Below are 14211 nucleotides of genomic sequence, written 5' to 3'. Positions count from 1 at the left end.
AGAGGATTGCTCGCAGTATTTTAGCACATTCCTTCGACAAAACACCTGTTTTGACTAGGATTCTCCTAGAAAAGCCCTAGAAATCTGCAAGAAAGTGCAAGCCAAAGCAATGCCTTTGTAAATAGAAATAATATAAAAACGGTCGTATTCATAGAATGCGACCGTTTTTATTACTTCTTATGGATTAACCTTGTTAGCTTTATAGATAGATCTGTAAAGATCATTTTAGCATTACCATTACGTTCTATATGGTAGATAGCATCTCCTAGCTCTTGGTATATTTCATTTATATTTTCTCCGTTGACGAAGGGAGCAAAGTTTTCTAGTTTAAACTTATCTACTGTCGTTTTATAATACACTAGCTCTGGAGTCTGATAGTTTAACAACAGTGCCTGTCTGAATAGTTCTATGCAGAACTCTATAAACTGTTTTTGCTGTTCACGTCCTAGCGCAGCTAGTTCTTCACTCCATTCTATTAACTCTTGAATTACAGCAGCGTTTCCCTTCGCTCTAAAGGCCGCTCGTACCCATTGTACAAACCATTTCTCATAAGGTAAGGCATTGGCTTTATTATGCAGTAAGCTCAGAGCTTTATTATAACTTCCTTGAGATTGATTAGCGATCATGATAGCTTCTTGTGGATCGCATTGTTCGCGTTGTACTAAGGCTTCTTGTATTTCGATGGCGTTAAGCGGAGGAAACTTTAGTACTTGACATCTCGAGAGGATAGTCTGTAGGATATTCTTCTCGTTCTCTGCGATTAGGATAAACACCGTTTTAGCAGGTGGTTCTTCTAATAGCTTTAGCAGTTTATTAGATGCCTCAGTATTTAGTTTATCTGCCATCCAGATAATCATAATCTTATAACCACCTTCGAAGGATTTTAAGGCAAGTTTTTTCAATACTTCACTTGCTTCATCTACACCTATCTGTCCCTGTTTATTCTGAATATCAATGTGGGTGTACCAATCGAAAAGGTTTCCGTAACTATTTGTTTTTAAAAAACCGCGCCATTGTTCTGCAAATAGATCGCTAGTAGCATTCTTTTTTACTGCTTCTGTCGTAGCTACAGGATAGACAAAGTGCAAATCTGGGTGAGCAAGATTGTTAAATTTGATATTACAGGCATCATTTCCTCCTGTGTTTTCATTACCCGTATTTTTGCATAGTAAATACTGTGCATAGGCGATAGCCATCGGTAAAGTACCTGTACCTTCTCCACCAATAAATAACTGTGCATGAGGTACACGACCTGATGCAGCTGACTGTATCAAATGATTTTTTAAAAAGGATTGTCCTATAATATCTGAAAATTGCATAAGGCAAAGATAAATTAATTATCAAGTGTTTAAAATAATCAGATTCATAATTGTACAACTATTTTATTTCTGTTTAGAAATTATTTACCTTCACAAAATAAGGTTAGTAGTAGAACAATATGATGTGATAATATGGCTTATTATCAGGCACTAAATCTGTGAAGTGATAATCTAGCGAATGTGTTTTGCGTTTAGTTTTGTGTTAGTAATGTCTATTTTGTTTGATATTTAGAGTTTTTTAGACAAGTTCTAATTCATAACTGTTCTAAAATTAAAAATAGTTTAAATATTTATTTCGGCTTATTATTTTGTATTTCTGTTGATAAATACTATAATATTGAATAATAAATATATGTAAAGTGAAATATATTTATTAATAACTCTGTTTATTAGTGTATTTATAAAAGAGTAATGAGTGTAATATGTTAAAATTTTAGTTTAACAATATAATAATCAGGTAGTCTGATATCGAAAAAGATTTATATTTGTGTAACTTATCGTAAAATATATAAAAAAGTAAAGATGAAATCTATTGATAGTTTTGATTTTAAAGGTCAAAAGGTGTTAGTTAGAGTTGACTTTAATGTTCCCCTAGATGAGAATTTTAATGTTACAGATACAAATAGAATAGAGGCTGCAAAACCTACTATTGAAAAAATAATAAAAGACGGTGGTGTAGCTATCTTAATGTCTCACTTAGGAAGACCTAAAGGGGAGCGTAATGAGAAGTATTCACTACGTCATATCGTTGCAAAAACAGAAGAGATTTTAGGACATAAAGTTACTTTTGTGAGTGACTGTATAGGCAGTACAGTTAAAGAAGCTATCGCAGCTAGTAAGGCTGGAGATATCATCTTATTAGAGAATCTACGTTTCTACGCTGAGGAAGAAAAAGGGGATGAAGGGTTCTCAAAGCAGTTAGCGGAGTTAGCTGATTTTTATGTGAATGATGCTTTTGGTACTGCACATAGAGCGCATGCTTCTACTACTATCGTAGCGAAGTACTTTGCTGATAAAAAATGCTTTGGTTATTTATTAGCTAAAGAGATAGAGAGTTTAAACAAGGTATTGAATAGTACTGATAAGCCTGTTACAGCTGTATTAGGAGGTTCTAAAGTATCTTCTAAAATTACGATTATCGAGAATATCTTAGATAAGATAGATCACATGATTATCGGTGGAGGGATGACCTTTACGTTTATTAAAGCTCTAGGAGGTAAGATCGGTAATTCTATCTGTGAAGATGATAAGCTAGAATTAGCTTTAGATATCTTGAAAAAAGCAAAAGAGAAGAATGTACAAGTACATTTACCTGTTGATATTTTAGCTGCTGATGCATTCGCTGCTGATGCAAATGTACAAGTGGTGGCTGCTAATGAAATTCCTGATGGATGGCAAGGTTTAGACGTAGGTCCTAAGACATTAGAAAGCTTAAAGCCTGTGGTAGCTGAGTCAAAAATCATCTTGTGGAATGGTCCTTTAGGAGTATTCGAGATGGAGAAATTTGCGAATGGTACGATCGAATTAGGTAACTTCATTGCTGAAGCGACTAAGAATGGTACTTTTTCATTAGTAGGAGGTGGAGACTCTGTAGCTGCTGTAAAACAGTTCGGTCTAGCGCCTAAGATGAGTTATGTTTCTACTGGAGGTGGAGCAATGTTAGAAATGTTAGAAGGACAAGTATTACCTGGAATAAAAGCAATACAAGAATAATAGTAGATCCCTGTGCTTATGTACTAAGCATAGGGATTTTATAATAGATAGCGCGATGAATTACAAAGTATTAACTTTATTAGCATGCGGTCTTTTTTCGTACTCAGTCATGGGACAGAATGAGCCTAGTACGCTTACAGAAGTAACAAAGAAAGAAATGAGCCCAGAGGTGTATCTGGACTCTATTAAAAAGACATTCGTTAATCATGCTAGTAGTGCCTCGATCGAGAAGCGCTGGCTGAGTGAGTTAATGAACCAAGATTTATTTAATGAGCTAGAGAATGAGTTAGCAGATGCAAACTTTGACGAAGGAGATATTCGTTTTGATGAATTACCTACTGAGCTTTTAAAAGAACGTTTAAAACGATTAAATGAGAAAACACCTTTTAATGTGGAATACAATGAAACATTAGAACGCGTGATCAAGTCATTTTTAAAGAATAGAAAACGTTCTTTTGAGAGGTTATTAGGCTTGTCAGAATACTATTTCCCTATGTTTGAGGAGCAATTAGCAAAACAAAATGTTCCTTTAGAGGTTAAGTATTTATCTATAGTAGAATCTGCACTTAACCCTGTGGCTCGCTCTAGAGTGGGAGCAACTGGTTTATGGCAATTCATGTATCCTACAGGGAAACAATATAATCTAGAGGTAACTTCTTATATAGATGATCGTATCGATCCATTGAAGTCATCTGAGGCAGCTGCTAAGTTTCTTTCAGACTTGTATGGGATGTTCGGTGATTGGGACTTAGTGTTAGCATCTTATAATGCTGGTCCAGGTAACGTGAGTAAGGCTATTCGTCGCTCTAATGGATATACGAATTACTGGAATATTAGACCTAATCTTCCACGTGAAACACAAAACTATTTGCCAGCGTTCTATGCTACTATGTATATTTTTGAATATGCAAAAGAGCATGGTATTACGTCTAAAAAAGCACCTATAAAGGTAGTAGAGACTGATACAATAGCGATAAAGAAGACAATGTCTTTTGATCAAATAGCTAGTCTATTAGATGTGTCTAAAGAAGAAATAGAGTTCTTAAATCCTACTTACAAGTTACAAGTAATTCCTTATGATAGTGGTAAGTTGAATTTCTTAAGACTACCAGTTAAGAAAATTGGTTTAATGGCATCTAATGAGGAGAAGATGTATGCTTATGTAGACTTCTTAGATTCTAAAAAAGAACAACCTAATTATGCTGTGGTTGCAGAATCTATAGTTGAAAGTTCATCTATTAATCCGCGTTATCACACTATACGCAAAGGGGAGAGTGTGGGTACTATCGCTAGTAAATACGGTATTTCGGTTGCACAATTAAAGAAATTGAATAATCTAAAAGGAAATCTAATCTACCCAGGCAAGAAATTAGTAGTAGGTAAAAAAGCTGTAGCTCAAGCTTCAGGTGGTACTAAAAATAATTTTTATACTGTACAGAGAGGAGATTCTTTATCATCAATAAGTAAGAAATTTGCTGGAGTGACTGTGTCTAAGTTAAAGTCTTTAAATAATATGAAGGACTCAGATGACATTCGTCCAGGTATGAAGTTAAGACTTAATTAGAGTAGAAAATAGGAGAGTATAGTGTGAGGTATGTAGGTTGTTTATTGTTAGTATTATTTGCCCTAGTTGGGTGTAGAGATAGGTCTGCTAAGAATAGATCAGATGATCCTATGGATGTACCTCATCAAATACTTATTGTCATTAACGATAGATTGTGGTACGGTAGTGTAGGAGATAGTATAAGAGAACAGTTAGCTGTACCTATAGAAGGTATTACACCGCCAGAGTCTACTTTTTCTTTGGAGCAGATTTCACCTAATCTATTTTCTTCACGTACAAAGAACAGACGAAATATTATAGTTTTTTCGGATAATTATAATAGCAATAGCTTTTTATTCGAGAAGGATAAACATATTGCAGGGCAGATGTACTTTACGGTGAGTGGAGATTCTAGGAAGGGGTTAATAAGTGAGTTTAAGAAGAATGCGGACTCTATCGTAAATTCTATCTTGCGTTCTGAGTTTGATGTCGTTGCAAAGCGAATTCTTGAAGGAAAAATTGTTGATATCGACTACTTTCAAGATAAGTTTCAAGTAAGTTTAAATTTGCCAACTACCTATAAGCTGGTTGGAAGTAATTATCACTTTGTATGGTTTAAAAAGAATATTGCTTCAGGTAATAGTAATATTCTGATTTATGATGTACCGATAGATAGAATTGAGAATACAGAGGGAACTATTCTAAGTAACTTATTATCTGTAAAAGATTCGGTAAATGGGAAGTATATACACTCTATAGAAGATAATTCTTATCTAAGACTCAACGAAGGATTTACTCCTAATAATAGAGAGTTTATAAGACAAGGACGAAAGGTCTATGAGTTCACTGGAGAGTGGGATATGCATAATAGCTTTATGAGTGGTCCTTATATGAGTTATGTATTTAGAGATGTATCAGCTAATAGATACTTGTTTATAGAAGGGTTAGTATATAATCCTGCAATGGGAAAGAGAGGTATCTTAATGGAAGTAGAATCAATTGTTAACTCTTTAAAATTTAATGAGAGTGAAACAAATTAAATAAATTAAAAAGGCGTTCAGTAATGAACGCCTTTTTATGTATTAATACCTTCTATGTAAAGGTAATTCGTCTATTGGATTAATCACCATTGGAAATCGCTCAACGGTTACAGCACTACTGTCTAGACCAAAGGCCTTTTCTTCTGACAGGGCTAGTTTTTTAAGCCATTCGTATAATGTCAAAATAATTGTTTCATGAGCTGGTAACTCATTGTCATAAGACAATTCTTTTTCTATCAATACATACTCAAAGTCTGTATAGATATTATTTTTCTGTAGAGAGGTGTATTTACTAATAACATCTACTTCACCTGTTTCAGTCAGTTCTTTGAGTACTTGTTTCATTAATACACTGATTTTTTGATCATTTCTAAAACCTAGATAAAAGTCAACACGGATAATATTATCAGCACCCATCTTCTGAATTTTATATTCTAAGTTATAAGGTTGATCACTCACATTTACATGTATAAACCAATAGTTATCTGCTCTTTTAGGTCTTCGTTGTGTGATAGAGTAGAGCACTTTATACTCTATTTTAGAACATGTATTGGAGTTGGTTAAATAGATTAAATTAGAAGCAAATTTAGGAATGCTTGTATCTCCACTGATATCTAGTAGGATGTCTTTGTATTGTTCTATATTGACAAACTCTGTGTAGTTCTTTCTTATCTTTTTAGCTAGGTAATTTATAATCATCGTACCAGCTAGTAAAGATGCTATGATAACCGTAACATAACCACCGTGAGTAAACTTCTGAACGTTAGCAATAAAGAATGAAACTTCTAAGCTCAGGTATATTAGTTCAACTAAGACAATCACAATGATATGTACACGTTTTAGGTACATATAATAACCTAGTAAGATCGTAGTCATGATCATACACAACGTAATCGCTAGTCCATACGCAGCCTCCATATTTCCTGACTCTTCAAAGTGCAAGACTACGAATACACAGCCTAAGAATAGTAACCAGTTGATAGAAGGTATATATAGTTGACCTTTCACATTGGTCGGGAACTTTACTTTTACTTTTGGCCATAAGTTAAGTCTTATCGCTTCATTGATGAGTGTAAATGATCCACTTATTAAGGCTTGTGATGCAATTACTGCCGCTAATGTAGCAATAGCGATACCAAAAGGTAGGAACCATTCTGGCATAACTAAAAAGAAGGGATTAGCAGGGTTTTGATTGTCTGTTGATAGTTCTAGTAGTGTCTGGTTAGAAAAGTTGATTAAATAAGCTCCTTGTCCAAAATAACACAATACTAGCATCGCTTTTACAAATGCCCAAGTGATGCGTATATTCTTTATCCCACAATGTCCTAGATCACTATACAGTGCTTCTGCTCCTGTAGTACATAGAAAGACAAACCCCAGTACAAAATACCCTTCTGAGTGTATAGAAAGTAAATGAACTGCATAGTAAGGATTTAAAGCCTTAAGTACTGTAAGGTTATCCACTAAGTGAAATAGACCAATCATTCCTATCATTAAAAACCACAAGGTCATCATAGGGCCAAAGAATTTACCAATAGCTTTGGTACCAAATTGTTGGATGACAAAGAGAATAAAGATAATTCCTATGACTATCGGAATAGTCTGTAGTTTAGGTTCATATATTCTAAGTCCTTCTATAGCAGAGGATATAGAAATAGGAGGGGTGATGATACCATCGGCTAATAACGCGCTACCTCCAATAATAGCAGGAATGATTAACCAACGTTTCTTCAACCTCTTAACTAAAGTATAGAGTGAGAATATACCTCCTTCACCATTATTATCTGCTTTTAGAGTTAGAAAAACATATTTAATGGTCGTCTGTAAGGTTAAAGTCCAAAAAACGCATGAAATAGCTCCTAAGACAATATCCTCTCGGATAACCTCTTTTCCTATGATGGCTTTCATTACATAAAGTGGGGATGTACCAATGTCTCCATAGATAATACCTAAGGTCACTAGTAGTGTCCCTAAGGTTATTTTATTCAATTGAGAACTGTGGCCATGTGATGACTGTGCTTGCATAAAAGTGTCGGATTTAAACTTGTAATTTGTAACGATATGGTTACTAATAAGCTAATAGTCAGAATAGGAATATATACCACTCCATGGCTAGTCTTAGTTTAGTAAAGATATTTTGCTTTTAACAAAGCGATATCCACTTCTAATATTTCTGTCAAGTACTGTTCTACAGAAGTATAATATTTTTCTATAGTATTCAATGCCTTATCTAAGAATTGTTCTTGTACTGTGAATAGGGTTAGAAGTGTTTCTGCTTGTTGTATTTCTAGATTAAATTGTTGTTGTATTTTTTGTATATTGAGATTGACATATTGATTAGTCAATAGATAATCTTCTATCACTGTATGCTGATTCACGCCTAGAGCAGATAGGAGTAGAGCAGCAGCTAAGCCTGTTCTATCTTTACCCGCTGTACAGTTAAACATTAATGGAGCCTCTGAACACTCTACCTCTCTAAAGAAAGCTTTGTATTGACTTTGATTGTCGAGTACTAGTTGTTCATTGATATCCACTAAAAACTTAGTCGCTAGGTTTACATCACCTTCTTGCACGATCTGCATTACCTGATTCTTACTAAGATTACCAGGTGTGATGGGCAGAAGTACTTCATTAACTACTGTTTTAGGCAAGAGTGTTTTTTGCTCTTCACTTTCTTCTTTACTTCTAAAGTCTACTATTGTAGTCAATGGAAGTGAGCTAAGGTAGTCTAGGTCTAAGTTAGTTAAGTTACTCAATTGTCCTGAGCGGAATAAGCATCCCCATCTAACCATTTTATTGTCCTGTGTTTGATATCCGCCTAGATCTCTGAAGTTAGACTGACCTTGTAAAGGAATGTGGCGCAATCTGTTATTAGCTACTTCAAGACCTTTGTGTGTAGTATTAAGGTCTAGAGTGCTTTTGTTTGGAGTAGAATTGCGTTCTACATCACTATCTGTTTTAATTAAACAATTTCCTTTTTCTAAATTTTGCATAGAGCTATCACTATTTTAAATCCTGAATAATCTCAGGAATATTTATAACAATGCTTTTCTGAACTCTTACACGTAAGTAGCATTAGATGCTATGTATTGTAAAAATGATCAACTCAATCAAGAATAAATAATACTTTTCGACAATAAAAAGATACTTATTTATTAGTATTTAATGATTAATAATCAGAAAACTATTAAGTTAAATGTATTTTTAATATAGTGCAAATATAAGGGGTAAAAAAGATAAATTATTAAGGAGTATCTTCTTTTTTTTCTGTTGTAGCGTCTATGAATTTTTCGAAAAGCTTAATCATCTTCTCGTTTACATCTTTGAATGTTAATCTATCTTTAGATTGATAGAATAGCATCATAGCATAAGGCTTATCTATATTTTCTAGAAGTAAGTGTTTATTTAGCCTATATGCTTCACGTAATAATCTTTTAAAATAGTTTCTATCTACCGCCTTTTTAAAATGGCGTTTAGATACAGACACCCCTACTTTTAGAGGGAGGTCTTCTTGATTAGCTATCTGCACATATACCATTCTCAAAGGGTATTTACTCACAGTTTTACCTGTTGTAAATAACTCTTCGATTACAGTTTTGCTTTTTAGCTTTTCCTTTTTAGGATAATTGTATTTTTTTTGTTCCATATAGATTGCAAAGGTAGCAAAGGAATATGAAATATTTATAAATAAAATAGGCCGCTACTGCGGCCTATTTCTATTTTGTATAGATACTATTTTCTTGATTTACATCAGCCATAAACTGGCTTGGGTCGATCACTATTTTCTTAATAGTACCTTTTGGCTTGTTGATTGTGAACTTATACTCTGGTTGAGCCCATCCCCATCCATCTAATACTGTTCTTTCGTATTGTACAAATTGGTTAGGTTTTATCCAGTGCATTGAAGTATAAGGGATATAGAACGTCTCTATAGAACCATCTTCGTATTCTACTAAGATATCTAGTGGCATCCCCATTCTTCCCATTCTACCTAAAGTAACTAAAGTTTGGTTTTTCTGTACCTCTTCTACGAATAGGATAGAGTAGTCTATCGTGTTGTTCGTCTGTGTCCAGTCGATTAAATATTGGTCTAATACAGCACCAGATACTTTCTCTGCTACACGCTTGAAGTCATTAGGAGTAGGGTGAGTGAACTTGTATTCATTATAGTACGTTCTCAGTGTAGTCATCATATTATCCCACCCGATTAAGTAAGCTAATTGAGTTAAGAAGATAGACCCTCTGCTGTATGCAGATGTAGAATATGCTCTATTCGTAAGATAATGATCTGCATGTGTACTTAATGGCTCTTGCATCCCCTTAGACACTAAGCTGTAGTAGCTCTTATAAGTAGATCCGAACGGATTCACATCTTCTTGTTGGTCTTTAGGTAAGATCTTTAGCATCGCTAGGTCAGAGATAAATGAAGTAAACCCTTCATCCATCCATTCGTGTTTTGTCTCATTAGTAGCTAATGCATGTTGGAACCAACTGTGTGCTAACTCATGAGCAGTCACACCTGCTAAGCTAGGGAATGATCTCTCTCCTGTGATTAAGGTACACATAGAGTATTCCATACCTCCATCACCACCTTGTATTACAGAGTATTGGTTATAAGGGTAAGGACCTACATTCTCATTGAAGAATTTCATTAAGTCTGCTGTTACAGGCTGTAGTTTTTTCCAGTTATCTATAATAGCAGGATTGTTTTTATATAAGAAGTGAAGTTTCACTCCATCAGGACCATCATACGTATCGTGTATGAAGTTAGGGTCTGCTCCCCATGTAAAGTCTAGTACATTCTCAGCCTTAAAGTGCCATGTAAGCTCTTTACCTTTCTTGATAGAGTTATCATCGATACCAGCATCTTGGTATCCATATCCCACCTCATTATTATTTACGATATTACCTGTACCACCTAAGATATAGTTTTTATCTAATGTAATTTTTACGTCGAAGTCACCCCATACACTGTGGAACTCTCTACCTAGATACTGCTCAGCATGCCATCCTTCGAAGTCATATTCAGCGATCTTAGGGAACCATTGAGACATAGACAGTGCTACACCCTCTTTAGAGTTTCTACCAGCTCTACGGATCATCACAGGAGCTTGTCCATCGAAATTCATTGTGAATACAGTAGATGACTTAGGAGCGATAGGTTTTTTTAGAGTCACCTCTAGTACAGTACCTACTTCTTTCGTCTCTAAAGCCTCGCCATCTTGCATCATTTTAGATACCTTTAGGTATCCTATTTCATTGTCTTTTAGCTTTGTGATTCTACTTTCATATACTTTTCTACCTCTCACTGTTTTAGTATCTACCATACGAGCGTCAGGATCAGCGATATTCGATAGTAGCGCATCCATATCACTATTCGGTTGGAATGCGTTGTAGTAAAGGTGGAAGTATACTGCCTTTAAAGTATCAGGTGAATTGTTCGTATAAGTTAACTTTTGAGTACCTGTATATTGGTACTTTTTCACGTCCATCTTCACGTCCATTTTATAGTCAACATGTTGTTGCCAATAACCTGGATTAGGGTTGTTTTGAGCGATTACATCTATTAAGGCAATAGAGCAAATAGCTAGAGTTAGTAATATTTTTTTCATAATGTGTTTGAAATCAAAACTCCACATATATTATGCATAAATGTGGAGCTTTTTATATTAAGGGTTACTTAGTTAAAAGTTTTATTTTTTAGCTTTTGACAATTTCTCAGCTAATAGTAATGCATTGTAAGCATTTACAAACTTACCAGAAGTAGAGATAGATTGGAAATTTCTGATTTCTTTTTTCTCACCTACTACTACGTCGAAGTTTACTGCTACACCTGAGTCCATGATGATTTTCTTCACTTCTCCAGCTGTAAACTCTGGGTAATAAGCTCTCACTAATGCTGCAACACCTGCTACGTTAGGAGAAGCCATAGAAGTACCTTGTAAGTACTCATAAGTATTTGTTGGTACAGTAGCATAGATCTTCACTCCAGGAGCGAATACGTCTACGTCATAATCTCCATAGTTAGAGAAACGAGCCACCATATTTTTACCAAACTCTGGGTTAAGAGCTCCTACTACTAAGAAGTTGTTAGAGATCTCTGGTCCCATCTTTACATTATCATTAGGATAGCGCTCTACACCTCCAGGGATGTTTAAGTCCATAGCATCATTACCAGCTGCTACTACGATAAGTACATCTTTCTCTTCTGCATATTTAATAGCGTCACGTACCCACTGACTGTTTTCTTCATAGTATTTACCGAAGCTTCCGTTGATTACTTTAGCACCGTTATCTACAGCATATCTGATCCCTAATGCGATATCCTTATCATACTCATCTCCATCAGGTACAGCTCTTACAGCCATGATCTCTGCTACCTCAGATGCTACACCGTCTCCACCTAAGTTATTACCACGAGTCTGAGCGATAATACCAGCTACGTGAGTACCGTGTTTAGCCTCTTCTCTTACAGGTCCGATCACGTTGTTATCACCATAGATTCTATCATTGATATCTGTATGATCATCACCTACTATCTTTCTACCATCGAACTCTAAGTTTAAGTGGTGTTTAGCTTTACTTTCTACACTGTTTTTGTAAGCTTCTAACCAAGATAACTCTCTTCCACCTGCTAAGATATTATACATAACATTCTTAGAGTGAAGAATCTCTTCATTTGCGTCTAATGGAATACTGTTTAAGTCATCCATTGTGTAGTCCTTCTTATCTAAGTATTTTGCGATACGCTCATTCGCGCGCAATAACATGTCTACGCGTAGTTTGCTCTCTTGGTTGCTTTTTATCTCTTCGTCGTATTCCTTCACAGCTCTTTTATACTGCTCAGAACCATCATCTCCTCTACGGATCACACGTACTAATTCCATGTTTTCGTGTACAGACTGTCCTAAGAAGTTCCATCCGTGGATATCATCGATATATCCATTATTATCATCATCGATACCATTACCCGCTATTTCATTCGGGTTTGTCCAAACTTGAGTCTTTAAATCATCATGATCAATCTCAATACCTGAATCTACAACTCCTACAATTACTTTCTTAGGTAATTTCTTTCCTTTAAGAATTTCTTCATACGCTCTGTCCACAGACATTCCAGGAACAGTGTCATTGATGATGTCTAAATGACTCCATCTGCGTAATTGTTCTTCTGTAAGTTTTGTTGTTCTCTTCGGTAGATTATCTACACCCGAGATCGGTGTATTGGTAATCGTACTTGTTGTACCACAGCTAGTTAGAGCTAATGCTAAAGCAGCTGATAGGTATAAAGGTTTAATCAATCGCATTATAGTTAAATTTAAATTATCAATGTTATTCGTGCTAAAAATATAAATAAGTTACATCTTGAAAGTGTACTTAACACTAAATTAAGATTTCATTAGCTTTTAAATTCTCATTTAGTCTTACTCCTTTTTCGGTATGTTGTACAGTGATGATTTCATTATGAGCATCGTGTTCTAAGAACAAATACCAGTTATCATCAGCTGCCATCTTTAAGAATTTCTCTTTTTCGTCTAGTGTTAGCAGAGGCCTTGTATCGTATCCCATTACATAAGGAAGAGGGATGTGTCCTACTGTAGGCAGTAGATCGGCTACATAAGCTATCTTTTTTCCTTTATAGTTCAGTATAGGGATCATTTGTTTCTCAGTATGTCCATCTGCGAAGAAGATATCAAAGCCTAATTCGGAGTTGTGCAGTATGTTTCCTTCAGCCTTTGGGATAAAGTGAAGTGCACCGCTCTCCTGTATAGGAAGTATATTTTCTGATAAGAAAGAAGCCTTCTCTCTAGCATTCGGTTTAGTTGCCCATTGCCAGTGATTCTCATTCGTCCAGTATTTCGCGTTTTTAAACGCGTTTACATATCCTGTTCTATCGCTATTCCAGTTTACAGCACCTCCTACGTGGTCGAAGTGTAAGTGTGTCAAAAATACATCTGTAATATCATCTCTGTGAAAGCCATGCTTAGCTAGAGACTTGTCTATGCTATGGTCACCCCATAGATTATAATATCCAAAGAATTTATCAGATTGTTTATTTCCCATACCTGTATCGATAAGGATCAGTCTGTTGCCCTCTTCGATAAGGAGTAGTCTAGCCCCTAAGTCGATGAGGTTATTGGCATCCGCAGGGTTGGTTTTGTTCCAAATCACTTTAGGAACAACGCCAAACATAGCACCACCATCTAGTTTAAAGTTGCCACTTTCTATAGCGTATAGTTTCATAATTGTTTTAGTTTATTTGAGTTAGGTGCAAATTACTAAAATTATTTCTCCTAGTCTCTCTTTTTTGCAAAAGTCTGTCACTGGCCTTGGTATAGCAGAGATTCTAATCGGTTATCTAAGGAAGTGATACTAGTAAGTAGATGGTTCGGGTAGAGATTTAGTACGGTTCGGTAAAAGTGTGCTTATCCCAAGTAAACACTGGGTATTACCGAACAGCTTCCGAACACTTTTTGATTAAAAAGTGATAAGGTGTTGATTAATAATTTTTTATGGTGAAATGAAGTAACCAAAGGAAGGCAATCTCTCCAATAATAATCAAAAAGGGCAAAAGAGGGCGATAGTTAATGAAGAA

General features: G+C 35.3%; 10 protein-coding genes. 3 read left to right on the top strand and 7 right to left on the bottom strand.

Going from position 1 to position 14211, the window contains the following annotated elements; genetic code table 11:
• Window positions 1-170 precede the first annotated feature (170 nt).
• Window positions 171-1319: an ATP-binding protein gene (locus AABL85_RS01420; RefSeq protein WP_131540377.1), complete on the bottom strand. Its 1149-nt coding sequence runs from the start codon at window positions 1317-1319 to the stop codon at window positions 171-173.
• Window positions 1320-1841: 522 nt separating this feature from the next.
• On the opposite strand from AABL85_RS01420, the gene AABL85_RS01415 reads away from it, so the two are divergent.
• Genes AABL85_RS01415 through AABL85_RS01405 form a run of 3 tightly spaced genes read left to right on the top strand, consistent with a single transcriptional unit; the run spans window position 1842 to window position 5615 of the window.
• Entirely contained in the window at window positions 1842-3032 is a 1191-nt protein-coding gene (locus AABL85_RS01415) for a phosphoglycerate kinase (RefSeq protein WP_341308882.1), read from the top strand.
• Between the two features lie 55 nt (window positions 3033-3087).
• Entirely contained in the window at window positions 3088-4596 is a 1509-nt protein-coding gene (locus tag AABL85_RS01410; RefSeq protein WP_286436628.1) for a lytic transglycosylase domain-containing protein, read from the top strand.
• A gap of 23 nt (window positions 4597-4619) precedes the next feature.
• On the top strand, window positions 4620-5615 hold the full coding sequence (locus AABL85_RS01405; protein ID WP_341308881.1) for a DUF4837 family protein: 996 nt from the start codon (window positions 4620-4622) through the stop codon (window positions 5613-5615).
• 42 nt (window positions 5616-5657) lie between these two features.
• Here the strand turns inward: AABL85_RS01405 and AABL85_RS01400 are convergent, their stop codons facing one another.
• The 6 genes from AABL85_RS01400 to AABL85_RS01375 all read right to left on the bottom strand — a co-directional run bounded on the left by AABL85_RS01400 (window position 5658) and on the right by AABL85_RS01375 (window position 13859).
• Entirely contained in the window at window positions 5658-7640 is a 1983-nt protein-coding gene (locus tag AABL85_RS01400) for a KUP/HAK/KT family potassium transporter (RefSeq protein WP_286436627.1), read from the bottom strand.
• 98 nt (window positions 7641-7738) lie between these two features.
• The gene (locus AABL85_RS01395; protein ID WP_341308880.1) at window positions 7739-8608 is read right to left on the bottom strand and encodes a tyrosine-protein phosphatase; all 870 of its coding nucleotides are present in this window, start codon (window positions 8606-8608) and stop codon (window positions 7739-7741) included.
• Between the two features lie 251 nt (window positions 8609-8859).
• Window positions 8860-9261, bottom strand: coding sequence for a ribonuclease P protein component (rnpA, locus tag AABL85_RS01390; RefSeq protein ID WP_131540382.1), 402 nt, complete (start codon window positions 9259-9261; stop codon window positions 8860-8862).
• Window positions 9262-9331: 70 nt separating this feature from the next.
• Window positions 9332-11254: a M1 family metallopeptidase gene (locus AABL85_RS01385; RefSeq protein ID WP_341308879.1), complete on the bottom strand. Its 1923-nt coding sequence runs from the start codon at window positions 11252-11254 to the stop codon at window positions 9332-9334.
• 54 nt (window positions 11255-11308) lie between these two features.
• On the bottom strand, window positions 11309-12922 hold the full coding sequence (locus AABL85_RS01380) for a S8 family peptidase (protein ID WP_286415121.1): 1614 nt from the start codon (window positions 12920-12922) through the stop codon (window positions 11309-11311).
• 76 nt (window positions 12923-12998) lie between these two features.
• Window positions 12999-13859, bottom strand: coding sequence for an MBL fold metallo-hydrolase (locus AABL85_RS01375; RefSeq protein ID WP_286415119.1), 861 nt, complete (start codon window positions 13857-13859; stop codon window positions 12999-13001).
• Window positions 13860-14211 lie beyond the last annotated feature (352 nt).

Source organism: Myroides odoratimimus (genome assembly GCF_038039805.1).
In the GTDB taxonomy this organism is placed as follows: Bacteria; Bacteroidota; Bacteroidia; order Flavobacteriales; family Flavobacteriaceae; genus Flavobacterium; species Flavobacterium odoratimimum_B.
Note: the sequence above shows the minus strand (reverse complement) of the source record. Positions and strands in the feature narration are given on the sequence as shown.